This window comes from Flagellimonas maritima (assembly GCF_003269425.1).
Taxonomy (GTDB): domain Bacteria; phylum Bacteroidota; class Bacteroidia; order Flavobacteriales; family Flavobacteriaceae; genus Flagellimonas; species Flagellimonas maritima.
Window position 1 is genome coordinate 216,706 of sequence record NZ_CP030104.1, and the last position, 25,434, is coordinate 242,139.

A 25,434-nucleotide genomic window follows, 5' to 3' on the forward strand; every position below is an offset into this window, starting at 1 on the left:
TCAGTGATGAAATTCAGTGGAATTTTCCAAATTTCACTCCTATAAAAAAAGTTCTTGGTGCATTGGGACCGTAAACATAATCAGAATCCCTTGTAGGTCCTGTATCAAAATCATTTTGAAAGCTATTAAAAATATTTTTGACACCCCCGGAGAATGTAACCATAAAATTCTCATTAAAATCTACATGGGATTCTAATTTGACGTTCAAATCGAAAAAAGGGCTTACATCGTTCAGTTGCAAAAAACCTGTATCACTAATGACCAAAGGAACTATCATTTCACCTGTATAAGTTCCTGTTATATCAATATTGAATGTTTTATTAGGAATCCAGGCTGTATTTAAATACCCATACAAGTTTGGGTTTCTTACGAACTCGTTAAGAATAACATCAGATTCTCCAGGAGTTCCATCGGTTTCAAATAGAATTTGGGGTTCATCATATTGAGCTTTCTGTACAGTTCCACCAAATTGAAATTGCCATTTAGGGTCAGGTGAAACTCCAAACTCAAAATTTGAGCCATACACTTTAGCACCTGAACCGTTTCGTACCTCTTCCAAAATAGAACCATTTTCCAGAACCGCTCCTGTACTTACCAATGTAAAAGGGTTTTCCAATATTGTAAAAAATCCTTCGACCAGAAAATCCATTTGCAACAATCCTATGGATTTGGAATAATTTAAAGAACCTGTAAATGCGTTTGAATACTCGGTATTTAAATCGTTGGAAAGAATTACAAATTGAGGTTCACCACCAACACTTGAAATATGTAAATCTTCATTAAAGGCTTGCGGCGCTCGAAATCCCCTTGCATAGCCACTTCTAAGCTTCAATTCTTCTGTGAATTGATACGAGAAAGTGAATCTTGGAGATACCGTAGTCTGAACTATATCAACACCTCTATCAATACCACCGATAGTGTAATCTCCGTCAACATGTACGTTGTCCAAACGAGTACCGATCAAAGCCGTAAATTTTTCATTGGGTTTCCATTCGTACTGTGCATAACCGCCAAGGGAATTTACACTTTGGTCTATCAAACGATTGTAACCCATTATAATATCTTCTGTTTCTATATGGTTAAACTCGGCACCTACGGTTAAAACATCTTGATTTTTAAATGATTTTGTGAACTGCAATCCATTTACCCAAGCCAAATCTTTGGTACTACCAAAAGCATTATTTGCCAAAATACTATCCTGTCTGGTTCGTCCACCACCAAGACCTCCATAAAAACTGTCTCTATTAGTATATGAAGCTGATGTATAAAATTGAATTTTTTCTGTATGGTCCTTGCTGGTATGCTCGTAATCCGCTCCTCCAATAAATGTATCATGATCCAATTCTTCCGTAATATCCGTAAACTGAGGTGCTAAATTCAATCGGTCCCCTCCCCTACGATATTCTCGGATAGCATTTAAATTTACAGAAATCCGACTACGGTCACTAGGTCTCAAGAAGGCTTTTGCACCCACGGTATTGTTCCGCAATTCCACCAATTCCGTAAAACCATCATCATTTGCATCATAGCTTTCACGATTTCGATAGGTACCAAACAGCGTGAACCCGCTTTTTAAATCATCTGAGATTACAGAAGTATTGAATGTCAATATGCGGTCCAGGGCTTCCCCATCGACAAGGGCAAGATTGGTTCCAACCTCCCACGTATTTAAAATAGGGTCCTTGGTAATGACATTAACCGTTCCCGCTATCGCATTGGAACCGTAGAGCGCCGAACCGCCACTACGTACAACTTCCACACGTTCTATAACATTTGTTGGGATTTGTTCCAAACCGTAAATACCTAATAGAGAACTAAATACAGGTCTACTGTTCAATAATATTTGGGTATATCCGCCGTCCAGACCATTTAATCGAACTTGGGTAAATCCGCAATTTTGGCAATTTGTTTCCACTCGAACACCTGGTGCATAACTAAGACCATCAGCAAGAGAAATAGATTGAGTAGCGGTCAACAGCCTTGGCTTTAATGTAGAAACCACTACAGGTGCGCTTCTACGTTCTACACGGTTTCTTGTAGCACTTATAACAACTTCGTTTAATCCCAAAGCGTCTTCAACCAATTCAAAGTTCAAAGTAATATTCTCCTTGGCACTGCAGATTAAGGTTTTTGTAATATTGCGATATCCTTGCGAACTGACCTTAATATTCATTTGCCCTGGTTTCACTTTTAGGTCATAAAACCCTTTTGAATTTGTAGTGGTCCCTTCAATTCCGTTTTCTATAAAAATTGTCGCAAAGGGGACGGCTTCCCCGTCCGAAGTAACACGTCCAGTAATTCTGGCCTCATTGGTTTGAGCCAAAATGGTAAGATGAGAAGTAATTAGCCCTACAAAGAAAAATAATTTTAAACTCAATATAATTAATTTAAAATATTCTAAATAAAAATTTAGACAAATCTAATAAATAGTTTATATCGATGAAATAATTTTGTAATAAGTTTTTATAAATAATAGAGCAATATCAGCCTCAGAACTATTTATGAGTAGCTTGACAATTCATTTGTAGTATCATAAGGCATATTGGTGCAATTAATTGCCGCCTTAATAGTATAAAAATAATATTGAAGAATTACCGTCTTGCTATTGATATAACTTGGAAAACGTAGTAATTACTTTGAATCTTTAGAAAAGAGAACAATAACTATACATCCTAATACATAACATATTGCGAAGAAACAAAATAGGGTTATATAATTCATCATAAGTAGGAAATTTCATGTAAATTAATAAAATCACCTAATTCTTATGTTTACCCTGTATTAAATTCGACCAATTGCATATTAAGAAGTCAGATAGAAGCAAAATTGTTGCTATATCATTTATAGTTTTATAATAATTCAGGGTATTCTGAATGTACTTTTATGATCAACTCGCCAAAAAGCGTATTGGCCCAAGCAAACCAATCACGTGTATAAGCACTGGGGTCGTCTTTGTGGAATGCCTCATGCATGAACCCTGTATCCGCATGGGTAGATTTGAGCATCTTGAGACATTTTTTTATTTCTTCTTTATTATTGGAAGTCAACGCCCTTAGAATAATACCCATTGGCCATATTTTTTCTTTCCCGGTATGTGGGCTTCCTTGTCCTTCCGCCGCTTCACCTTTTAAATAATAAGGGTTGTCCTCGCTTATAAGAAAGGCCCGTGTATTTTTATAGATGGGTTCATTTTGAAATTTATCGTTCAAATAAGCTAAAGACATCAGGGAAGGTACGTTTGCATCATCCATAAAAACTTGATTTCCGAATCCATCCACTTCATATGCATATATTTTTCCAAAATCCAGATGTTCGGAAATCGCATATGTATTGACTGCATTCTCTATTTCAATAGCAAAATCGTTACATTCTTTGGCAAATTCGTTGTCTTTCAGAACTTCACTATAGATTTTTGCAAGCTGCCTGAGCGACACCATTGCAAATAGGTTTGACGGAATTAAATAGGGATACAAAGTGGCATCATCCGATGGTCGGAACATAGAACAGATCAACCCTGTATATTTTATCGGTCTTCCTGTTCCTTCGAATATCGGAGCATCTGTCATTCTGCTCGTTTTTCTTATAAAAGTGTATGGAGAGGTGCCATCTTTACGCTGTTCAGCTCTAAAGGTTTTCACGATAAGTTTCATTGCCTTATCCCAATTATCATCAAAAATGGATGAATCGTCGGTCAGATTAAAGTAACCATGGGCCAATCTAACAGTATAGCACAGAGAATCTATTTCCCATTTCCGTTCGTGTACGCCAGCTTTTGACTTTGGCATATCATCGTTCCATTTGGAAACCTTGGTCAAATCCTTGTAAAAAGCATTCGCGTAAGGATCGAGCAAGACACATTTTACCTGTCGGTTGATTAAACCGATAATCAAATTTTTTAGTTCTGCATCTTTTTGAACCAAAGGCATGTAAGGCCAGACCTGCGCTGTGGAATCCCTTAGCCACATTGCATCAATATCGCCTGTTATGATAAAGGTATCCGGTCTGCCATCGATAACTTCGTAATCAACTGTGGTATCCAGGGTATTCGGATAACAATTTTCGAACATCCAAGCCAACTCCTTGTCCTTTATAACGGATTTAACCCTAAGAATGAGCTTTTCCACTTCGGAACTTACAAATGTTCTCTTGTCCAAGGGTGGCCTTTTAGAAATAAAATCTTCTGGTACCTTTAAAAAATTAGTACCCAAAATACTATTCATTGGCATTATTCCGAAACTACCTAATGCTAACGCTTTTGTCTTCAAAAATTTTCTTCTTTTCACTTTTATGATCAGGTTTTATGTTTTTGGTCATTTTGATCTTTCCCTTTGTACGTTAAACACAAAGCTTTAATTGAGCTTATAACAAATTAATCTCTACCGCTGACGATTTTGAAATATAGATTCTTAACTCTTTTTTTCTCTTCTATATTTCAAATCAGAATGGTTTAATCCCTGTCATCATCGAATTTTAAGTATTCTAAAATAAATATCGAACAACGTAATGAATCTTATAAAAACCGATTTCAAACATGTAGATTATCTATGGGACGATAAAAAAGCATCAGAACTTGAAGATGACCAGGTCGCACTTTTCCTTTACAGGTCGAACATATTGGGAGCCGACTTACGCATCACCAATTATGGTGGCGGTAATACCAGTTGCAAGACTTTTGAAAAAGACCCTTTGACCAATGAGGAGGTAGAAGTCATGTGGGTAAAGGGTTCTGGTGGCGACATTGGTACGTTAACGCGTGCTGGAATAGCAGGTTTATATACCGAAAGATTGCGAAATTTGAAAAATGTTTATGGGGGTCTGGAAGATGAAGACCGAATGGTAGGCCTGTTCAACCATTGCATCTACGATTTGGATAGTAAGGCACCTTCCATAGACACTCCTTTGCACGGACTGTTGCCCTTTAAGCATATAGACCATTTACATCCTGATGCATTGATTGCAGTGGCCGCTGCGGAAGACAGCGAAAAAGTTACCAAAGAAATCTGGGGAGATACCATGGGCTGGGTGCCTTGGCAAAGACCGGGCTTTGATTTGGGGCTTCAACTGGAAAAATGTCTGAACGATAATCCAAGTATTCGTGGTATCGTGCTAGGGAGTCACGGACTTTTTACATGGGGCGATACATCTTACGAATGCTACATGAACAGTTTGGAGGTCATTGAAATGGCATCTGAATTTATTGAAAATAAAATAGCGGAGAACGGAACTGTTTTTGGAGGTGAGAAGATTGCATCGCTGCCAAAGGCGGAACGTTTGGAAAAGGCCGCGGCTTTGATGCCAGTATTAAGAGGTATCTGCTCATCTAATAATAGGATGATTGGGCATTTTACCGATGCCAATGTGGTGATGGAATACATAAACAGTAATGACCTGGAACGTTTGGCACCTATGGGAACCTCTTGTCCCGACCACTTTTTACGCACTAAAATACAGCCCTTGGTATTGCAATTGGAGACCAATTTTGACTTGAACGACACTGAAACACTACTACAAAAATTAAAGCCCGCATTTAAAAGCTACCGTGAGGAATATAGAGAGTACTACGAAACCTGTAAAAGAAACAATAGTCCCGCTATGCGCGACCCCAATCCGGTTATCATCATATTTCCAGGAATTGGTATGTTCAGCTTTGCGAAGAACAAACAGACCACTCGGGTAGCCAGTGAATTCTACATCAACGCCATAAATGTAATGCGCGGAGCGGAAGCAATTTCCAAGTACACTTCCTTACCGAGACAAGAGGCGTTCGATATCGAATACTGGCTATTGGAAGAGGCGAAATTGCAGCGCATGCCAAAAGAAAAGCCACTCTCACGAAAAGTTGCACTCGTTACAGGTGCTGGTGGAGGTATTGGAAAAGCAATTGCAGATAAATTGGCTCAAGAAGGTGCCAATATAGTACTCACGGACATTGCCGAAGATAGACTCAAAGAAGGTCTTGCCACCTACGCAAAAGATACTGCCAGCTATGCCGTATGCGATGTTACCCAAAAAGAATCCATTGCAGATGCCTATAAACAAGCATGTCTTGACTTTGGAGGAGTGGATATTGTGGTGCACAGTGCAGGTCTTGCCATTTCAAAACCTTTGGAAGATACCACGGAGAAAGATTGGAATCTATTGCAAGATGTACTTGTTAAAGGTCAGTTTGAACTGGCAAAAGCAGCCGTTGAAATTATGCGAAAACAAGACCTGGGCGGCGACTTTATAAGTATAGCCAGTAAAAATGGATTGGTAGCAGGTCCCAACAATGTTGCTTATGGAACGTCAAAAGCCGCACAACAGCACATGTCCAGACTTTTAGCGGCCGAACTTGGAAAAAACAAAATACGGGTCAATACTATAAACCCTGATGGTGTTATAATTGGCAGCAAAATTTGGGAAGGTGACTGGGCAGAAGGCAGGGCAAAAGCGTACGGAATCTCTGTAGAAGAGTTGCCCGCCCACTATGCCAAAAGAAATCTATTGAACGAAATCATCTATCCGGAAGACATTGCCAATGGTGTATTCTCCTTGGTCGGAATACTAAATAAGACCACGGGCAATATCATTAATGTTGATGGTGGTATGGCAAATGCATTTGTTAGATAAATTAGTTTGAGTTAGTTTTTTTAGCAAACTTCCAAGGGCAAATTTGTCCTTGGAAGTACTTTTTTTTTAAAATTCATATGTTCAATTTATATAGAAACAAAATCATGAGAACCTAAAATACCACCTGAGAAAGGAGAACTAATTCAGGGGCATGCATTACGTTGATAAGCATGAACGGATAATTTAGGCACTACCCCGCAGAGCCATCGGATGTGTCAGGATTAAGACCGCTGCCCTAAAAATGGTTAGTAGATTTTTTTGGTCTTGGTTCATGATTACTTGATTATTTGCATGTCGTAATTATCGCGATGTTAAATCCTAGGCAGAACTTGGTGAATTCTAATGATTAAAAAATAAGATTTTGGATAAAAATAAGATTCTAGATAGTAATAAAAAATACCTACAAACCCATACGGAGACGTTTGATTTCCTCTCGAACCAACTTTGCTCACAAGGACGAGACGTGACCAATATCCTGAAGAAACTATCACAATTTCAAGTAGCCATACCAAGTTGGGCACTTGGTGCAGGCGGAACCCGATTCGGTCGGTTTGGTTTCCAAGGGGAGCCATCCAATTTAGAAGAAAAAATTGATGATGTGGGAATCCTACATAGTCTTACACAAACTGCAGGGGCAATTTCATTGCATATTCCTTGGGACGTACCCACGGATTACGATACCGTAAAAGAAAGGGCAAAATCACAAAACATCGTTTTTGATGCGGTGAACTCCAATACATTTCAAGACCAAAAAACGGCGAAAGAAAGCTACAAATATGGTTCATTGGGCAATATGACAAAAGCTGTACGGGAACAAGCCATTCAACATAACAAAGAGGTTATAGACATTGGCAATAAACTGGGTTCCAAAAGCCTGACGGTTTGGTTGGCTGATGGAGCCAGTTTTCCGGGACAAAGCAATTTTCAAACTGTTTTGCAGCATACCGAAACCAGTTTAAAAAGTATTTATGAACATCTGCCGCAGGATTGGAAAATGTTTATCGAATACAAACCTTATGAACCCAATTTTTATAGTACGGTTATCCAAGATTGGGGCACCTCGTTCATGCTGGCGAACGCTTGCGGTGAAAAAGCGTATACCTTGGTCGACCTTGGCCATCATTTACCGAACACGAACATTGAACAAATTGTTTCAACATTAATGATGAAAGGCAAATTGGGCGGATTTCATTTTAACGATAGTAAATACGGTGATGACGACCTTACTGTTGGCAGTATTAAACCCTATACATTGTTCTTAATATTCAACGCCTTGGTCTACGGTATGGAAAACAATCCGCAAAATCCCTACCCTGCATGGATGATAGATGCAAGCCACAATATAAAAGACCCCTTGGAAGATTTGATGCAATCACTGGAAGCCATTCAAGAAGCCTATGCCAAAGCACTTTTGGTGGACCAAAAAGGATTGTTAAAAGCACAACAAGAAAATGATGTGGTACGATGTCAAGAAATGCTACAGAATGCATACAGAACAGATGTTAGGCCCCTTTTAAGACAAGCACGTTTGAATTCTGGTGGAGCCATACAACCAATAGCAACCTATAGAAGTTTAAAAATCAGAAAAGAATTGATCAAAAAAAGAGGTGCGAATTCTGTCGCCTCAGGACTATAACTAAGGTTGATGCAAAAAGTAACGGCAATATTCGACATTGGAAAAACCAATAAAAAAATCTTCTTGTTCGATAAACAGCATCAAGAAGTCTACAGGGAATATGCCCAGTTTGATACAATTCAGGATGAAGACGGCCATCCGACCGAAGACCTCGCCTCTCTTCAAAAATGGTTAAAGGATGTTTTTAAAAGACTATTGGGAAACAAGGAATATTCCATAACCGCAATCAATTTTTCAAGCTACGGCGCCAGCTTGGTCCACTTGGATAAAAATGGAAAAGTTCTTACACCTCTGTACAATTATACAAAAGCTATACATTCAGAATTGATAGCCACATTCCATGAAAAATATGGGCCAAAAATGGAGTTCGCTTCCAAAACTGGAGCCACTATTGAGGGAATGTTAAACGCTGGACTACAATTGTATTGGTTGAAACATGAAAAACCCGAGGTCTTCAACAATATAGATACCTCCATGCACTTACCGCAATACATAAGTTATCTGTTTACGGGAATTCCACTTAGCGAGTATACCAGTATAGGTTGCCATACATCGCTTTGGGACTACTCTAAAAACAACTATCATGACTGGGTATACAAAGAAGGTATTGATAGGGTATTGCCACCGATAGTTTCAACGGCGACAAGCATCAATATGGATTATGGGGGCAAACGTATAAAAATCGGTGTCGGCATTCACGATAGTTCTGCTGCCCTATTGCCTTATGTTAGAAGTATAAAGAAAAAATTTATTTTAGTTTCCACTGGAACATGGAGCATTTCCCTAAATCCTTTTACCGAGAGGGCGTTATCAAAAGAGGATATTTCCAAAAACTGTATAAACTATATGAGAATCAATGGAAAACCAGTAAAAGCGGCCCGTTTATTTTTAGGGTACGAGTATAAGGTACAGGTTATCGAATTATCCAATTTTTACAATGTAGAGAAAGACAAGCACAAGAAAATCCGCTTTGATTCTAAAATTTATACCGATATAATCAAAGATTTTCGACCAATGTTTCGTTGGACAAGCTTCTCTACTTCGGACATGCCAAATGAAACTATTTTTAAGTATGACTCTTACGAATATGCCTATCATCATTTAATGATTGAGTTGGTAAAGTTTCAGGTTGAAAATATTAATTTGTCCAAGGGCAATGACTCCATTAAAAGACTATACATAGATGGCGGATTCAGCAGTAACGATGTATATATTAAATTGCTTTCCCACTTTTTAAAGGATATGGAACTGAGAACTACCGATGCTTCGCTGGGTTCAGCATTGGGTGCAGCTTTGGTCATCTCGAACGCAAAGCTCGACTCTAAATTCTTAAAGCGAAACTATTCGTTAAAAAAACACAATCCCTTTATAACAAAATAGCACTATGGCTTTCAACCCAAACTATCCGTCCGTAGAAGACCTTAGAAGCAAGGCAAAAAAAAGAATCCCAAAGTTTGCTTTTGAGTATCTGGACGGTGGCTGCAATGAAGATGTAAGTCTTGCACGCAACACCTCCGAAATACGAAAAATACAATTACGACCACGCTACTTGCGAAACACCGCTATAAGCACTACCAAAACAAAAATTTTGGGGATGGAGTTTGACGCCCCTTTTGGTATTGCCCCGGTTGGCCTACAAGGGCTAATGTGGCCGAATGCCGCCGAGATTTTAGCCAAATCCGCTTTTGATCACAACATTCCGTTCATTTTAAGTACGGTCACCACCACATCCATAGAACGGGCAAGCGAACTAACCGAAGGAAAAGCTTGGTTTCAATTGTACAATCCCGCAGAAGATGCATTGCGAAATGATATTATAGAACGCGCAGAAGCCGCTGGGTGCAAAGTTTTGGTATTATTATGCGATGTTCCCACATTTGGATACCGTCCAAGGGACATCCGCAATGGTCTTGCCCTACCCCCAAAAATGACCCTAGCGAATATCCTACAGATTTTGGGAAGACCGGCATGGGCTTTAAATACCCTAAGATTTGGACAGCCCACGTTTGAAACGTTAAAACCGTATACCCCAAAAGGACTTAACCTAAAACAATTGGGCAAGTTTATGGACAAAACATTTTCCGGCAAACTAAACAAAGAAAGAATACAACCGATCCGTGATAGATGGAAAGGGAAATTGGTGCTAAAAGGAGTGGCATCGGAACAGGACACCCAAGATGCCATACGCATGGGCTTTGACGGAATCATTGTTTCCAACCATGGTGGCAGGCAATTGGATGCAGCACAATCCAGTATTAACGCACTATTGGAAATAGCGGAAAAATACAATGACCAAATAGAAATAATGATGGATAGCGGGCTACAGTCGGGGCCCGATATTGCCCGCGCAATGGCCGCAGGAGCAAAGTTCACGTTCATGGGCCGTTCTTTTTTATACGGTTGTGGAGCTTTGGGAACCAACGGGGGCGACCATACCATAAGCATGCTAAAAACACAGTTCAAACAAGTAATGGAGCAGTTGTGTTGTGAAAAGGTTGAAAACTTGCCGAAACATTTAATTAAACTTTCCTAAAAAAAACGAAGCTTAAAAATTTATTCTCCTTTGGATAGAAACCCATTTATGAGCTGTTGCAACCTATCAACGTGCACTTTTGAACCTGCTTCGTTAATCAAGTTATGGGTTTCCTCAGGATCTTTCTCAAGATTGTACAATTCCGCTGGAATGTCCCCCTCCGTATATTGAATATATTTCCAATTTTTGGTGCGAATGGCCTTCCACGCCCAACAGCCCCGTTTGCTGGTCATCGGTAATGATTAAAATAATATTCGGTCTTTCGTTCTGTTGTTGTGCTATAGCGTCATTGAAGGAAAGAACCAATAGCAATAATAATCCCGTATAACTAAAAATTTTCATCTTCATACTTTTTGAAATGATTCAATATGATTTAAGACTAAAGATTCATCATTTTTTCGATACTGAAGATAATCGAGTGGATGATTTTAATATGTATTTCCTGAATTCTATCCGCATAGCCTTCATAAGGAACCACCACTGAAATATCCGATAGCTGTTTCAATTTTCCGCCTGACTTTCCAGAAAGCAAAACAGTGGTTATACCCTTGGTTCGTGCGGTTTTAAATGCTTCGACAATACTTTGCGAATTACCACTGGCACTTATTCCCAAGAGGATATCGCCAGAAGACCCCAAACTCTCCACAAATCTGGAAAAAACATGTTCATATCCATAGTCATTGCTAACGCACGATAAATGACTTGGGTCGGAAATGGCAATTGCCGGCAATGGTTTACGGTTCTCGCGATAACGTCCCGTAAGTTCTTCCGCAAAATGCATTGCATCGCAATGGGAACCCCCGTTACCGCAAGATATGACCTTGTTTCCACGAGTGAAGGCTTCTGTCATTTTCTTGGAGATTTCTAAAATGGTATCAAAATTGGCATCGGAACCTATAAAATCTTCAAGTACGTCCCGGGCTTGAAGAAATTCATTTTTTATATTATGCTTTAGATGCTCCATGGTTTATTTTGTCAACATTGCTGCCCCAAAGACACCGGCACTATCGCCCAATTTGGGTTTAAGAAACGATGTTTCCAATGTACTATTGAAAATGTATTTCCGCACACGTTCAACACCTTCTGTATATAATAAATCGATATTGCCTACACCACCGCCCAATACTATGGCCTGTGGATCGAGAATATTGATGATGGAAGCGATACCTTTACCAAAAAAATCCAACAACCTTTCAACCGTTTGTTCGGCATATTCGTCATTTCCTCTTTTATAGGCCATCATGATTTCTTTCAGATTCTTTCGATTTCCGCTTTGCAGTTCGTAATAGCGCTCCAGACCTGTTCCCGAGATTATAGTCTCTACACAACCTTTGCGCCCACAATAACATTCGCCGCCCGAAGCATCCAAAAAATTATGCCCCCACTCTCCGCCGATACCATGTTTTCCATGTATTGACCTACCGTTGACCACCACACCGCCGCCAACACCCGTTCCCATGATCACCCCAAAAACCACATTGGCATCCGGTACAGCTTCCGGCACGGAGCCCATTGTGGCTTCCGCCAATGCAAAACAATTGGCATCGTTTGCGATTTCGACTTGAAATCCAAGCAGTTTTTCCAAATCCGCTTTTATCGATTTTCCGTTCAAACAGACCGTGTTGCTATTTTTTAGGGTATTTGTTGTAGGGTCTAGCGTACCAGGTGTACCGATACCCAGTTTTGAAATAGTGACACCACCTTTATTTTTCAGCTCACCGACCAGCTTTTCAATTTGAGCAAGGATATGTTCGTACCCATTTTGTTGTTCCGTTGGTACGCGAAGTCTTTCGATTACGTCAAAACCATTATGGTTTTCAACAAGCACGATACCTTCGATTTTGGTACCTCCTAAATCAATACCGCAGAGAACTTGCCCTGTTTTGCTTTCTTTCACCATGTGGTCGTTTGAAAAATTATAGTGCTTGCCGTTCAGTTCAAAAATCTCGAAATACATCTTTCATTAACTTCTATTTCGCGAATTGAAATACAAGTAAATATCAGAAGGTATACATTGAGTTTTTATAAAAGTTTTTTTGAATATGAAAACATATGGTAACTATCCAGCGTCAACCCGAACTCGTTTCAGGTTTACACCTAGTTATTTCTTTATTGATATGATGCGATTCTGAAATAAGTTCAGAATGACAATGATATCATCATCATGATATAGAACAGATAATCTTTAAGTACTTGGTAATTATCCAACTTACAATGACACAAAAAAATCATAGTACCAGTTTGTTCGTCTTAACCATTCTATTCTTCCTATGGGGTTTTTTGACATGCATGAACGATATTCTGATTCCCTATTTGAAGGAAATCTTCATTTTGAAATATTGGCAGGCCATGTTGATACAGTTCTGTTTTTTTGGGGCCTATTTTATAGGGTCGCTCACCTATTTCCTAGTTTCTCTAAAAAAAGGGGACCCCATCAACAAAATTGGCTATAAAAATGGAATCATTATAGGGCTTGCGGTTTCTGGATTGGGTTGTTTTATGTTTTACCCAGCAACGGAGTTTGAAATTTATGGATTATTTCTGTCCGCGCTATTTATTCTGGGACTCGGTTTTACGCTACTGCAAATTGTGGCAAATCCGTATGTATCGATTTTAGGTAAGCCGGAAACGGCATCCTCACGTCTAAACATGTCACAGGCATTCAATTCTTTGGGTACGACCATAGCACCGATTTTTGGTGGTTATCTCATCTATGAATTTTTCTTTGTTGAGGGTGCCGAAGGTGATTCCACCAAAATACCGTACGTAATCTTTGGGACTATCTTCGTTCTTCTCGCGATTGTATTCCGATTTGTTAAACTGCCCAGGTTCAAGAATGAAGAAGAAATTGTAAAAGGAATCGGTGCGCTTCGTTTTCCAAATCTTTCATTGGGAACTATCGCCATATTCACCTATGTGGGAGCCGAAGTTGCTATTGGTAGTTTTCTTATAAACTTTATTGGACTCGAAAATATTATGGGTCTCGACGAGGCCGTAGGGAAAAATTTTCTGGCCTATTATTGGGGCGGTACGATGATAGGTCGTTTTTCCGGAGCACTATCGCTTAGCAATCTGGACAATTTTAAAAAGTATGCGCTCATGATTGTGCTGACGGTACTTTCTTTCACCTTGATATTCTCTATTTCTGGAATCGAATTCAAAACGGTCTTGCCCTATGTTGGTATTGTAGGACTGAATTTTATAGTTTTTTTACTCGGAAAGAGCATCCCGTCAAGAACATTGGCATTATTTGCTATTGTGAGTGCGGGATTGGTAATGTATGCGATAATGGGCTCGGGCAGTTCGGCCATGTGGGCACTTATTGGGGTCGGTATCTTTAATTCAATCATGTGGTCGAATATTTTCACCATAGCCATCAAAGGCCTTGGAAAATATACCAGTCAAGGTTCTTCCCTGTTGGTAATGGCTATTCTTGGGGCTGCATTGGTTCCGTTGATCCAAGGGATAATGGCTGATACTCTGGGCTTACAGTTTTCATTTATTGTGCCTTTTGTCTGTTATCTGTACATTATATTTTATGGTTTTTATAGCCCTAGATTGATTAAGACAGATGATTCTCTTGAAAAGATAGAGCCCAATAAAGTTAAATCGCTAAGCAAATAATATATGAATCCGTTGTGCATTTTGTTATTTTAATTTAGAATAACTAGTACGATATGAAATGTTAACAAATTGCAGAAGTATTTCATTGAGTATAGTAGCTGTCATTTCGAGCGCAGTCGAGAAATCCTAATGATTAATCTTCCAAACTGGTCTCGACCTTGGTTCACCTTGAGCCAAGTCGAAAGGCTCGACCTGACATCGGTACTGTTTATTAACCTTGGAGTCATTGTCATTGGAATCTTAAATCGAATTCCATATCAAAATAATATATTTTTCTCGTCACTCTGAACCCGTTTCAGAGTCTCATCTCCGCAGTCAATGTTCAAAATAGTGTAATAAGATGTTGAAACAAGTTCAACATGACGGCAACACAAGATTTTCAGTCTTCAAAATGAACAACGGGCAAGATGGACATATTTTGCCTCAGGCAATTAAAACATTTATTATTCTTGAGCTGTTTCCCTGTTTTCGGTCTCAATGAGCAACATCCCGTTATCCGATGTCAAGGCCCCATGACTTACCTTGTAATCAACATCTTTGTCGCCCAAACGGATTGACTTGATGGCGCCATCTTTAGGGCCTCGGCGCTCGATAACGATTTGACTTCCCTTATAAAAATCATTGTTCAACTGTATCTCAATCTTCTCAAATACGGGAACCGTGACAAAATACTCAGGATTCCCAGGTGTATGGGGATAAAGGCCCATCATGGCAAAAACCACCCATGAGGACATGGCTCCTGCATCATCGTTACCTGGAAGACCGTTGGGAGCGTTCGGAAAATGCTCTTTTAAAAGATTATGGACCGTGTGAGCAGTTTTCCAGTTTTTTTCTTTGGTCAGGTTATAAAAAAAAGGAAAACCAAAACCTGGTTCATTGGTCATGTCGAAATACTTTTTATCAAAAATGGTATCGAGGTTCTTTAAAAATTGCTCTTCCCCCATTCTATTCTTTAACGTATCGATTCCGTGTGGTACGGAAAATAAGTATTGCCAGGCACTACCCTCTACGAATCCTGGACCGCCTCGCAAACCAAAATTCATCCTGTCCCATAATTCTTGAGTGGGGTCGAACGGTTTGTACCAACTTCCATCTTTATTCTTGGGCTGAAGCAAACCGATCTCGTCGTTATAAAAGGACATAAAGGATTTTGAACGTTTAAGGTATTTTTGATAATCCTCTTCATTGCCCATCAATTTGGCCATTTGTGCGATATTGTAATCCGCTAGATTGAATTCCATCGTATTGGACACTGCACCCCAGACTATTCCATTGTTCCATTGAAAATTCTCGACCTCGCTAAAATTACCGTCCATAGTGATGTAGCCATAGGTATTATAATCCCTAATTCCCCGTCTATTAAGATTTCCTTCTTCGTAATCGGCACTTTTGACCATTGCTTCGTAAGCTTTCTGCACATCAAAATTGTCGATGCCTTTAGTGTAGGTGTCACCGATAACAATTGGGGCAGGGTCGCCCACCATTAAATAAGGCTCAAAATTGAATATGGGCCATTTGGGAAGCCACCCGGATTCGTCATAGATGTCAAGCATGTTTTTTACAAATTCTTCCTGTTTTTCCGGGTACGCCAAAGTTAATAATGGATGAGTAGTCCTGTACGTGTCCCAAAGCGAAAAACCAGTGTATCGCGTGTATGACGATTTCCCAATTTCCGTGCTTCCCATTCTTACATAATCCCCGTTATGGTCACTATAGGTCATTGGCATCAAAAGGCTATGATAAAGCGCCGTATAAAAGACCGTTTTGTCGTCATCCGAATTGCCGGTCACCTTTATTCTGCCCAATTCTTTTTCCCATTCTTCCTCAGCTTCTTTTTTTACCTTTTCAAAATCATAGCCTGTTTGCTCCTTATTCAGGTTTTCTTCCGCATTTGCAGTGGACACGTAGGACACTCCGACCTTAATGTATAGCTCGGCAGGGGCTTCGTTATCAAAAACGTAGCTAATTCCACTTGGCTTATCGTCCAGATTTTGATTGAATCGGGTATCGGTTCTGTTATTGTATTCCAAATAGGTTGAATCTGCTTCCTTACTTAAATGTGCACTAAAAAAAACGAAGCTTCTGTTCGCCGCACCACAAAAGTTGCCTTCCAATTGATACCCGCTCACAGCTGTATTTGTATAATTTTCGATGACTCCCCCTTTTACATGCGCTTGTTGTGCCATAAGGTCCAGGTATATTTTGGTACTGCCTTTTGGCAATTCCAATTTGACAATGGACGATCTTTTGGTAGTCGTAGCATGAACCGTGATTTCATCTTCATCCAATCTTACACTGTAATATCCAGGTCGTGCTATTTGTTGGGAAAAACTTGAACCCTCGTACCCAGAAGGTAAATCACGAGTGGAAAATTTGAAAGGAATACTCCCCGTAGCAGGACATCCGACTCCCGAAAAATTGACATTACTGAACCCGAATATTTTCTTTTCCTCGTGACGGTATCCACTGGGCGATTGCATCTTTGTGAAATCAAAGGACTGTGGGCTTACGGAAACCATTCCCCAAGGGCGAACAGCACCTGGGTGCACATTACCTATGGAGTGCTTTGTTCCGTTCCCCTCAGTTCCTATGAATGGATTGACATAGGATGTATATTTAGAATTAACGTTCGGATTATCCAGCGTATTCCCTGAAGGCTCTTTACAGCTAAAAACAAAAATGAACTGCAATGGTATCACACATAAAAAGCTGTATCTAAATTTTCTCATCCAGCACCTTTTTGATTAAAACAAGGAATTTAAAATGGTGATATCGCTCAATACTGCTATTTTGGAAAATAAGAGACAATATAATTTGCTTAAAATTACTTTAAGTTCTACTCGTGATTATTTGATGGCATAAATTCAATGCAATGTTTTTATAACTTAACATAGACTTTGCCATCAAAACATTTCAAGTATGAATTGCATATATGATTCCCAAAAGCAAACAAACCTATATTGGTTTAAGAAGTTTCTGAGTACTTTTTTTTGTATTGTTTTGGGGTAAGCCCCGTTAGTTTCTTGAAATTAACATAAAAGACGGACTCGGAACGAAATCCGCTGTCCACGGCAATGGCAAAAATTGTAAGGTCTTTGTGCTCCTCACTTTCTAATAACCTTTTGGCCTCTTCTATTCGTTTTTCATTGATATAAGAACTAAAGGATTTTCCCAAATAATCATTGAGAACTATAGAAAGTATATAAGACTGGACTTCCAATGTATCGGCCAGTTTTTGTTCGTTCAATTCCGTGTCCAAATGAATTTTATCCTCGATTATCAATTTGTTCAGCTTATCTATATAAACCTGCCCATCTGGAACCTTGGATGTATTTTTTGACTTAAAAATGGGTAGCCCAGATAGTATTTTTGGATACTTGAAGAAGAAATATATGGTTATAAATATGATGGAGCACGTGAAAATAATATAGTTGAGTTCTACCAGTTTCTGTATGGTATTCCTAACAGGTGAATCGAGGTCAAAATTGGGAACGATCAACAAAAAATAGCACAGGTTCAGAAATGTAATATAGGTAAGTACCCCTAGAAAATAGGTCAGCATTCTGGGCCACCAGAGAATCGCTTTCTTTTTGATGATATCTTTCTGTCCTTGAATAATATTCCATCCTTTTAGAAAAAGAAACAGCTTCCATATAAGAATAGTTGTCAATACTACTTTGTGATAAAGTGAGCCTACGTAATTGTAAAAGCTAAAATCACTCCTGATAAAGGCACTCAGCACCAAAATCGTTCCGGCAATTATTGGAACATATAAATACTTTTGGTCTTTTTTATCGATGCCCCCGCCCACGACCGCCTTAATGTAGAGAAACAACAAAGTTGGCAATAAAAGGTCCAAAAAATCCGGTATGACCAATAATCTAGGAAATTCAATTTTCCAATCTTGATACCTTAAAAGGTATTGAAACAATATGTTCAAGGAAGTGACAAAGAATATAAGGGAAAGGATATAGTTGTTCCGAGCCTTTTTAACGATAGGTATAAAAATTCCCACGATTAGACTTTGCACACATCCCCAAATAAAAAAAATAACTGCCATTTTTTATTGAAACTTAATAAACCAATCAAGTGTAACCATTATTCGAATTTAATAATAAGAATAAAATCATACATCATTAATAAATCCGTATGGAAACAATCAAACTTGAGCTTAAAAAATTAATTCTTGCCTTCATTGGAAAATTCTTCCAAAGTTTTTACCAACTCCCTATACTTTTTATCCGTACTGTCAAAAATATTATTGGTTTCTGAAATATCCGCATTAAGGTCGAAAAGTTGAAAGGCTTCTTCATTGGATTTAGGAATTATTTGAAAAGGTACCGTGAATCCCCCTGATCCCAAGCCGGCAATCAGTTTTAAAGAATCTTTTCGAATGGCAAAAAAGCCTCTTGAGGAATGATGGATCAAAAAATCCCTTTCTGTCAATTCCTTTCTTTCATTTTTCAAAATGGGCAATATACTCACACTGTCCTCACCCTCGTTTTCCCCAAGGGTCGCCCCTGTTAAATCGGCAAGTGTTGCCATTAGATCATTTAGTAATATTGGGGTATCCGATTTTGAGTTGGCGGGTATCCGATTTTTCCAACTTGCAATGAACGGGATTCTATGACCCCCTTCATAGATATCGGCCTTTTGTCCTCTGTATATAAAATTTCCATCGTGTTCGTAACTGGGGTCTATATACGCTTTTTGAAATGTACCATTATCACTTGTAAATATAAAAAGTGTGTTCCCTACCAAACCCTGTGACCTCAACGTATTGGAAATGGTATTGACCACGTCATCGACCATATGGATAAAATCCCCATAGGTTCCAGCTCTACTGGTTCCCTTGAATTTTTCCGAAGGCAACAACGGGCTATGGGGTGCGGTCAAGGGAAAATATAGAAAGAAGGGCCGCTCCTTGTTCTCCGTTATAAAATCTACGGCTTTCTCCGTCAATTTTGGCAATACCTCGGCATGCCTAAAATCAGTTGCCGCCAAACCGGCATGCCATTGCGTTAGGCCATCCCTTTCTATTAAAAATTCCTTTTCTACCGATTTCATCGGAAGACCTTGAATGGTCTGGTTTTCTATATAACAATAAGGTCGCATATCCAAAGATGCCGAAACTCCAAAAAAGTAATCAAACCCTACCGAAATTGGGCCATTCTCAATCGGCTTTGTAAAATCTATGGCATCGCCAGGGTATTGTGCAGGATGAAGGTCCTTGTTCTCCCAAGGTATTTCTTTACCTTCCTTAACGGGCCATGTCATGCCCAAGTGCCATTTTCCAATACAAGCTGTTTTGTACCCCTTAGTTTTTAACAAAGAGGCAACCGTTGTTCTATTTGAATCGATCAATGGCGGTGAATATCCCCAGGTAACCCCTCGCTTCAATCGGGTTCGCCACGCATACCTCCCAGTTAGTATACTATATCGGCTAGGTGTGCAAACTGAAGAAGAGCTATGGGCATCTGAAAAACTCATTCCCGAAGTGATCAATGAGTCCAGGGTCGGTGTATTGACTTTAGCAGTGGGATTGAGACCACTAATATCACCATACCCCATATCATCGGCCAAGATATAGACAATATTGGGTTTTGCAGTTATATCTGACCTATGGTCGCCCTCCGACTTTTGTTCTTTTTCAGCACAAGAAATCGTGATCAGCATGACAAACACAAATACCCCAAAAAAAATAGTCCTAAAATTCATTAATCTTCGTTTTAATCAACAAGTTCATGGTAAAAACTCAATTCGATGGAACTTCATAAGAAATTGGTTCACTTTCTTCGTAACCGTAGCGTACCGTTTTGATTTCAATTTTGTAAATTTTTTCTCTTGAAAGTGGCTCATCATATATAAGCCATCTCTCCGTATCGTTTGTTCGGTAGGCTATGGTCGCTCCTTCTGTTTCACATTCCAGTAAAATACTGTCGTTCTTAAAAATTAGCTTTCCCTCTTTGGTTTTGGGTTGTTCACCGCCCGGCCACATGAGCTCGGCCTGTTCCATTTCTGGGACGTCTTTTAAATCCCCATAGGTATTCTGCCAGTACTCCAAAGCAATTTTCATTCGTTCTAACGTTTCGGAATAACTAGGACTTGAAGCCAGGTTATTCAATTCAAATGGATCATCGTTTAAATTATAGAGTTCTTCGCTTGGTTTTGGCCTTTTTAACCAATAGGACTGATTTCTGTTTAAGGTACCCAATTTATCCATGCGCTTAATTTCTGTCATCAAAGGCATTTGGTTTAAGAAAGTGATTTCTTGTGAGTAGGGCACTTCTGGAGTGAAATTTTTTATGTATTTGTAATCCTTATCCCTTATCGCCCTTCTAATATCATATCTGTTGTCCATACGGTCTCTGGCTGCATATACATAGTCCCTTGGATTTTGTGCAAGCTCCGTGACCATAGACTTTCCCTGTACCCACTGCGGAACTTCGACACCCGCCAGTTCCAGCACGGTAGGGGCCAAATCAACAAAACTATAAAGATTTTTGTCCCTTGAAGGTTGTTCCCTATTTTTTGGCAGGTACTTTTCTGGATAATGGATGATTAGCGGAACCTTTATGCCACTATCATAAATCCATCTTTTGCTTCTTGGTAGGCAATCCCCATGATCACTCATGAACATTACTATGGTATTCTCCAAAAGACCGTCTTCTTCCAAATCCTTTAAGACCTCTCCTATTTGAACATCCATTCTGCTCACATTATCATACAGTCGTGCTATGTGACTGCGACTGGTTCGTGTATCCGGTAAAAATGGCGGAACGACTACCGCTTCAGGAGCAACACTGTTTTCCTCATCAAAGGCAGGTCTTTTTCGGACGTCGGGAGCCAAATTCGGTCTTTTGATGTTGAACTCATCAAAAAAACGATTCTTGGTGCTATCTGGCCAAATATTGATTTCGTGGGTGATTTCAAAAGTGTAATAAATAAAAAATGGGCGTTCTTTATCCGCTTCAGGTCTGTTTCGCCATGATGGATATGCAGATACTTCGTCCCAAATAGTGAAGGGCTCTCCAAACTGATAGTCCAACTTTTTATAGGAAGCGGTCCAATATCCGTTTTTTCTAAGGATTTCAGGAAACGCCTTGACCTCTGGTGGTGGTACGGCATTGTACTTTGGAAACCCGGGTATATCGATTACCCCGGATTTTTGTCGCATATGTTGCGTTCCAATACTTGTGGGATACATCCCTGTTATCATTGAAGAGCGACTGGGAGCACAGACACCTGAAACCGTAAAGGCGTTTTCATATACAATCCCATTTGATGCCAATTGGTCTATATTGGGTGTATGCGCCAAACTGTCTCCGTAGGCAGCAAATCTTGGACTAAGGTCTTCCGCCACCAACCAGATGATATTGGGTCGATTTTCCACTAAAACCGTATTTTCCCTGATTTCCTTCTTTTTGGAATTACATGCCAGAACTGCCAGTGTGAAGACGGCGATTATTGGTATGTACAAATGTTTAAACTTCATTGGGTCGACTATTGAAATTTGATTATAGCTATGGAATGCGGGGGCAATTTGATGGTATCCACAACATCTACCTCGTCTACTAAAATATTCTCAAAACCTATCACAGGATTGGAAGGGTCTGAAGCATAGGTACTCATCTTGCCCTTGAAATTGGGAATAGTAGAAAAATCAACTTTTTGATCCGTAAAATCATAGTTTACGACGATTGCGGTATTTCCGTTTTTATTCCTGAACATATATCCCTTCAAATTTTTTGCCTGTTCTCCCCTATCATCGGTCAAAGTAGAAGCTATATCAAAATTTAAAACTGCACCCTCTACTTTGTCTTTCATTGCATCACCGAACAGTTTTGTTATCATCCCACCTGCGGATAGCGTATAAGGTATTGATTTAACGTTTTGGGATTTTAGGTGTTGGTAATTAAGTGAATCGGTATGCACCATACCAAAAAGAGTTCCAGTTAAGTTATGCATGCTGGATAATTCAACATCACTTTCCAGAAATTTAAAAAGGTATTTGGACAAAATCAACGTCTGGGTCCAACTATGAAGTATAACGGAATTATCGTCCCTTATATTGAATTCGGTGACCCACAGATTCATATCATCAGGAACATAAAAATCATCTAATTTTTTTAAATTTTTTGAAGCTGTAGTGAACATATTACTATATGCCTGCTTGTCCTTTAGAAGTTCCAATTCCCATTGTTGCCGTTCACCAATTGCTTCGGGACCTGTTCTTGTTGCAGTTTGGGATTCACCCAGCCCTTCTTTGCCAGGGGCTATTTTTTTTCGTTCCAATCGTCCGTCCAAACCAGAAGGTGAATACAAATGTATTACGATGGCATCAGCATTAGTGCACTTTTCCAAGACCCTCTTGTTCCAATCCACTTGTCTAGGGTGTCTTGTTATATAGCTTCCAACTACTGCAAAAGATGCATTGGGAAACTCTTTTCTTAGTTTAGCTATCCAAACCTGACAGGTTTCCCCATAGGATTCAGGGGTGGGGAATCTTAAGAGCGGAAACGGAATATTGAAATAAAGTTCATTGCCCATTTCAATATATTTTATGGGAATCCCCAAAGATTCAGCTTTTTTCAAATTTCTGATACTATGCTGCAAATCTTTGCTCAACATGTTCAACATAAAGACTGGAACTATACCTGTTTGTTGGTACATTTTTGCCAGACTTTCAATAGTATATCGGTCGGGGCTCGCCCTATGGTCGTTCTCCACCACCCATTTTATCATTAGACTATCGGGTACGTCCCTATCAACGGCACCTATATCCCAATCCCAATAATTTCCGATGGTGCCACCAGGATAGCGCAATGTTTTTATTTGTGTTTTCTTGGTGACTTCGACCAAATCTTTGGTGCTCCAGGGGTCATTGAAACTGATAAGATTGGCATTCGCACCAATTAAATTTTCTTGAACAGGTTTCCATTCACCGATTGTGGCATTACTTATTTTTTCTTGCGATGTTTTGGATTTACAGCAGCATAGTAATATAAAAACACTACAAACAAAAAAAATCTTCAAGCTGTTCTGAATTCTTGTTTTCCAGAATACATGTAAAATTCTTTTTTTAATCATCATGCAAATCTTTTATGTTAAACAGCAATTCCGTATCCCATTGCGATTGGTGGGGATGTTTTTCTTTATGTTCTTTTAGTCCAATATTCACCAAAAAATCATCATTAATAAAGTCGAATCGCAGCAGCAATCCATTTACACCCTTGTTGAGCTGAAGTTCTATAGCTTCTGTTCCCGGCCATCTTCTCTTTGGAGTAGCTGTTTCATGAAGTTTTTTATCATTGAGCCAGAGACTACAATAATTGCTATGACCAAGACTTAACCATTTTTTTATACTTTCCGTAGAATCGATTTCGGTATACAAATAGAGTGTTCGCTCTCCTTTTCCATAGAAATAATCCCCTAAATCTATTTCCATGGACTTGGGAAAGATAAGTTGGCTGCCGTAGGGTACATTTTTAAAATCGGGCAATTCTAGGAGTGCATCGATTTTCTTTTGATCAATAAATTCGGTGGAAGGCCGCCCTGCATCATGGTTCATATAAATGACAGATGGCAATGAGCTCATTCCATGATCGGGATATTTTTTATCCATCGGTATCAAGCTTGAATCATCTTCGATAAAAGGCCCGAGCAGTAGCCATTTGCCATAATTGGGCATACCCTTTCTAAAAATCTTTTTTTCTGTTCCTGAATCAACTTCCAACCGATAAGTAAGGCTTGGTTTGGTCGGAAAAGCATCGATTTCACAAACAAGCTGTAAATCTTTAACGACTTTTTGACGGGCAGGTACGGTCATTTCATCAGTAAAATTTCCAAAAAAATCAGAAGTGAGATTGATTTTAAGTTGAAGTGCCGAATCCTTTAGGTTTTCAATCGTAAGTAATACTACCCCCGTTTTATTCGATGTTAGACAAGGATATTCCTTTAGACTAACATGAAGTGCATATTCCCTCAAGGGAATTTTAGGTGTTGATTTGCCCGTAGGAAGGCCCGTAATCCCAAAATCTGGATTCAGGTCAAGAAAAGGTTTGGCTGCTGTACAGGTAAATTCCGTGAGTTCGGTAATCGTATTTGGGCAACTGATTCCTGTTATTTCGGGACTCACTAAAATTTCGTCCCCTACTCGCTTTTTCCAAATTTCGGGCAGAGCTTTAAATCCCATAACGATGCCCAATAAAGCGCCTGCGGTAGCAATGATGCAATCACTATCGTGCCCATAGTGCAAGGCCGAGTTCAAGTTATCTATTTTTCCCTCGGAATTTAACAAGGAAAGAATGGTAAATCCAATATTCATAGGGGCCGATGTAAAATCGGCATCACCGTATAAGCTTTTTATTTTTTTTGATGCTACATCCTCACCATATTCGCGGTTCCAAAAAATGATGGCACGAATCAAATTTGCACAAAGACCCTGTTTGGGTATAAACTTCAATGCTTTGGTCAGAATTCTGAACATATCGTCCTCTGTGAAAGCAATGGCTGCAGATGCTGCCAGGTATTGTTCTGCCTCGACCGAAAATCCTTCGTGATCAAGTGTCGAATCCATCTTTGCATAAAATACGGCCTTTTCAGGGTTCCCAGCACATAACATACCCCAAATCTCACTGCGGATGGGCGACCCCATACTTTGTTTCCAGTAATTGTTGTTGTGGGAACCGGAATCGGGGTTATCCAGACCAAGGCGTATATTTCTCGTTGCTATACCATATTCGTTCCATGGAAAAGCAACGTGATTTATCCAATGCTCCTTAAAATCGCTTTCCCTTACCTGTGAGCCTTTTTGAAGAACCATGTCTAACCATAATAATTGTAGGTCCAGATCGTCGTTGGCAAAATTATTTTCAAAAAGGGAATCGTTCAATGCAATTGTATTAAATCGTTTATACCCTTCAATTGGGGCGCCAAGGATACCGCCCGCACACTTACCTACCCAACCACCACGTACTTTATCGATATAGTTGGCGTATTGTAAAGTTTTTTTCATTTAAATCGTTAGTTG

At 39.4% G+C, this 25,434-nt stretch carries 17 protein-coding genes; 5 read left to right on the forward strand and 12 right to left on the reverse strand.

Annotated features, from left to right (window positions below):
* Window positions 1-13: 13 nt before the first annotated feature.
* Together HME9304_RS01025 and HME9304_RS01030 are read right to left on the reverse strand one after the other, a co-directional pair.
* Window positions 14-2,377, reverse strand: coding sequence for a TonB-dependent receptor (locus HME9304_RS01025; protein ID WP_112376822.1), 2,364 nt, complete (start codon window positions 2,375-2,377; stop codon window positions 14-16).
* A gap of 472 nt (window positions 2,378-2,849) precedes the next feature.
* Complete coding sequence (locus tag HME9304_RS01030; protein WP_239023358.1) at window positions 2,850-4,220, reverse strand: glycoside hydrolase family 125 protein; 1,371 nt, start codon at window positions 4,218-4,220, stop codon at window positions 2,850-2,852.
* A 283-nt stretch (window positions 4,221-4,503) separates the two neighbouring features.
* Between HME9304_RS01030 and HME9304_RS01035 the strand changes: the two genes are divergently transcribed.
* The 4 genes from HME9304_RS01035 (at window position 4,504) to HME9304_RS01050 (ending at window position 10,778) form a co-directional block, all read left to right on the forward strand.
* Window positions 4,504-6,609 carry a bifunctional aldolase/short-chain dehydrogenase gene (locus HME9304_RS01035; RefSeq protein WP_206170481.1) on the forward strand — a complete coding sequence of 702 codons (2,106 nt, stop codon included), beginning with the start codon at window positions 4,504-4,506 and terminating at the stop codon, window positions 6,607-6,609.
* A gap of 358 nt (window positions 6,610-6,967) precedes the next feature.
* Window positions 6,968-8,245 carry a sugar isomerase gene (locus tag HME9304_RS01040; RefSeq protein ID WP_112376824.1) on the forward strand — a complete coding sequence of 426 codons (1,278 nt, stop codon included), beginning with the start codon at window positions 6,968-6,970 and terminating at the stop codon, window positions 8,243-8,245.
* 6 nt (window positions 8,246-8,251) lie between these two features.
* On the forward strand, window positions 8,252-9,625 hold the full coding sequence (locus tag HME9304_RS01045; protein WP_112376825.1) for an FGGY-family carbohydrate kinase: 1,374 nt from the start codon (window positions 8,252-8,254) through the stop codon (window positions 9,623-9,625).
* 4 nt (window positions 9,626-9,629) lie between these two features.
* On the forward strand, window positions 9,630-10,778 hold the full coding sequence (locus tag HME9304_RS01050; protein WP_112376826.1) for an alpha-hydroxy acid oxidase: 1,149 nt from the start codon (window positions 9,630-9,632) through the stop codon (window positions 10,776-10,778).
* 20 nt (window positions 10,779-10,798) lie between these two features.
* Here HME9304_RS01050 and HME9304_RS17245 read toward each other — a convergent pair whose 3' ends face one another.
* From HME9304_RS17245 to HME9304_RS01065, 4 genes are read right to left on the reverse strand one after another with little or no spacing between them, the layout of a single operon-like run.
* Window positions 10,799-10,975 carry a sulfatase/phosphatase domain-containing protein gene (locus HME9304_RS17245; protein WP_417935250.1) on the reverse strand — a complete coding sequence of 59 codons (177 nt, stop codon included), beginning with the start codon at window positions 10,973-10,975 and terminating at the stop codon, window positions 10,799-10,801.
* Window positions 10,905-11,120, reverse strand: a complete 216-nt coding sequence (locus HME9304_RS17130; protein ID WP_239023362.1) for a hypothetical protein — start codon at window positions 11,118-11,120, stop codon at window positions 10,905-10,907. The genes HME9304_RS17245 and HME9304_RS17130 overlap by 71 nt, the downstream gene beginning before the upstream one ends.
* 37 nt (window positions 11,121-11,157) lie before the next feature.
* Window positions 11,158-11,742, reverse strand: a complete 585-nt coding sequence (gene lpcA, locus HME9304_RS01060; protein ID WP_112376828.1) for a D-sedoheptulose 7-phosphate isomerase — start codon at window positions 11,740-11,742, stop codon at window positions 11,158-11,160.
* Window positions 11,743-11,745: 3 nt separating this feature from the next.
* Entirely contained in the window at window positions 11,746-12,735 is a 990-nt protein-coding gene (locus HME9304_RS01065; protein WP_239023363.1) for an ROK family protein, read from the reverse strand.
* 332 nt (window positions 12,736-13,067) lie between these two features.
* Here HME9304_RS01065 and HME9304_RS01070 point away from each other — a divergent pair, with 332 nt between their 5' ends.
* A complete protein-coding gene (locus HME9304_RS01070; protein WP_239023364.1) occupies window positions 13,068-14,402 on the forward strand; it encodes a sugar MFS transporter in 1,335 nt (444 codons plus the stop codon).
* A 443-nt stretch (window positions 14,403-14,845) separates the two neighbouring features.
* On the opposite strand, the gene HME9304_RS01075 is transcribed toward HME9304_RS01070, so the two are convergent.
* The 6 genes from HME9304_RS01075 to HME9304_RS01100 form a co-directional block, all read right to left on the reverse strand.
* Window positions 14,846-17,131: a GH92 family glycosyl hydrolase gene (locus HME9304_RS01075; protein WP_112376830.1), complete on the reverse strand. Its 2,286-nt coding sequence runs from the start codon at window positions 17,129-17,131 to the stop codon at window positions 14,846-14,848.
* 236 nt (window positions 17,132-17,367) lie between these two features.
* Window positions 17,368-18,462, reverse strand: a complete 1,095-nt coding sequence (locus HME9304_RS01080; protein WP_112376831.1) for a helix-turn-helix domain-containing protein — start codon at window positions 18,460-18,462, stop codon at window positions 17,368-17,370.
* A gap of 119 nt (window positions 18,463-18,581) precedes the next feature.
* Window positions 18,582-20,120 (reverse strand): sulfatase family protein, encoded by a 1,539-nt coding sequence (locus tag HME9304_RS01085; RefSeq protein WP_112376832.1) that lies wholly within the window; start codon window positions 20,118-20,120, stop codon window positions 18,582-18,584.
* 37 nt (window positions 20,121-20,157) lie between these two features.
* Complete coding sequence (locus HME9304_RS01090) at window positions 20,158-21,897, reverse strand: sulfatase family protein (protein WP_112376833.1); 1,740 nt, start codon at window positions 21,895-21,897, stop codon at window positions 20,158-20,160.
* A gap of 8 nt (window positions 21,898-21,905) precedes the next feature.
* Entirely contained in the window at window positions 21,906-23,495 is a 1,590-nt protein-coding gene (locus HME9304_RS01095) for a hypothetical protein (protein WP_123877298.1), read from the reverse strand.
* A complete protein-coding gene (locus tag HME9304_RS01100) occupies window positions 23,485-25,419 on the reverse strand; it encodes an ADP-ribosylglycohydrolase family protein (RefSeq protein ID WP_112376835.1) in 1,935 nt (644 codons plus the stop codon). Before HME9304_RS01100 ends, HME9304_RS01095 begins: the two co-directional genes overlap by 11 nt.
* Window positions 25,420-25,434 lie beyond the last annotated feature (15 nt).

Coding starts and splice junctions, on each gene's coding strand:
- HME9304_RS01030 (WP_239023358.1), bottom strand. CDS start 4,220: ATGAATAGTATTTTGGGTACTAATTTTTTAAAGGTACCAGAAGATTTT.
- HME9304_RS01035 (WP_206170481.1), top strand. CDS start 4,504: ATGAATCTTATAAAAACCGATTTCAAACATGTAGATTATCTATGGGAC.
- HME9304_RS01050 (WP_112376826.1), top strand. CDS start 9,630: ATGGCTTTCAACCCAAACTATCCGTCCGTAGAAGACCTTAGAAGCAAG.
- HME9304_RS17130 (WP_239023362.1), bottom strand. CDS start 11,120: ATGAAAATTTTTAGTTATACGGGATTATTATTGCTATTGGTTCTTTCC.
- lpcA (WP_112376828.1), bottom strand. CDS start 11,742: ATGGAGCATCTAAAGCATAATATAAAAAATGAATTTCTTCAAGCCCGG.
- HME9304_RS01065 (WP_239023363.1), bottom strand. CDS start 12,735: ATGTATTTCGAGATTTTTGAACTGAACGGCAAGCACTATAATTTTTCA.
- HME9304_RS01070 (WP_239023364.1), top strand. CDS start 13,068: ATGAACGATATTCTGATTCCCTATTTGAAGGAAATCTTCATTTTGAAA.
- HME9304_RS01075 (WP_112376830.1), bottom strand. CDS start 17,131: ATGAGAAAATTTAGATACAGCTTTTTATGTGTGATACCATTGCAGTTC.
- HME9304_RS01080 (WP_112376831.1), bottom strand. CDS start 18,462: ATGGCAGTTATTTTTTTTATTTGGGGATGTGTGCAAAGTCTAATCGTG.
- HME9304_RS01085 (WP_112376832.1), bottom strand. CDS start 20,120: ATGAATTTTAGGACTATTTTTTTTGGGGTATTTGTGTTTGTCATGCTG.
- HME9304_RS01090 (WP_112376833.1), bottom strand. CDS start 21,897: ATGAAGTTTAAACATTTGTACATACCAATAATCGCCGTCTTCACACTG.
- HME9304_RS01095 (WP_123877298.1), bottom strand. CDS start 23,495: ATGATGATTAAAAAAAGAATTTTACATGTATTCTGGAAAACAAGAATT.
- HME9304_RS01100 (WP_112376835.1), bottom strand. CDS start 25,419: ATGAAAAAAACTTTACAATACGCCAACTATATCGATAAAGTACGTGGT.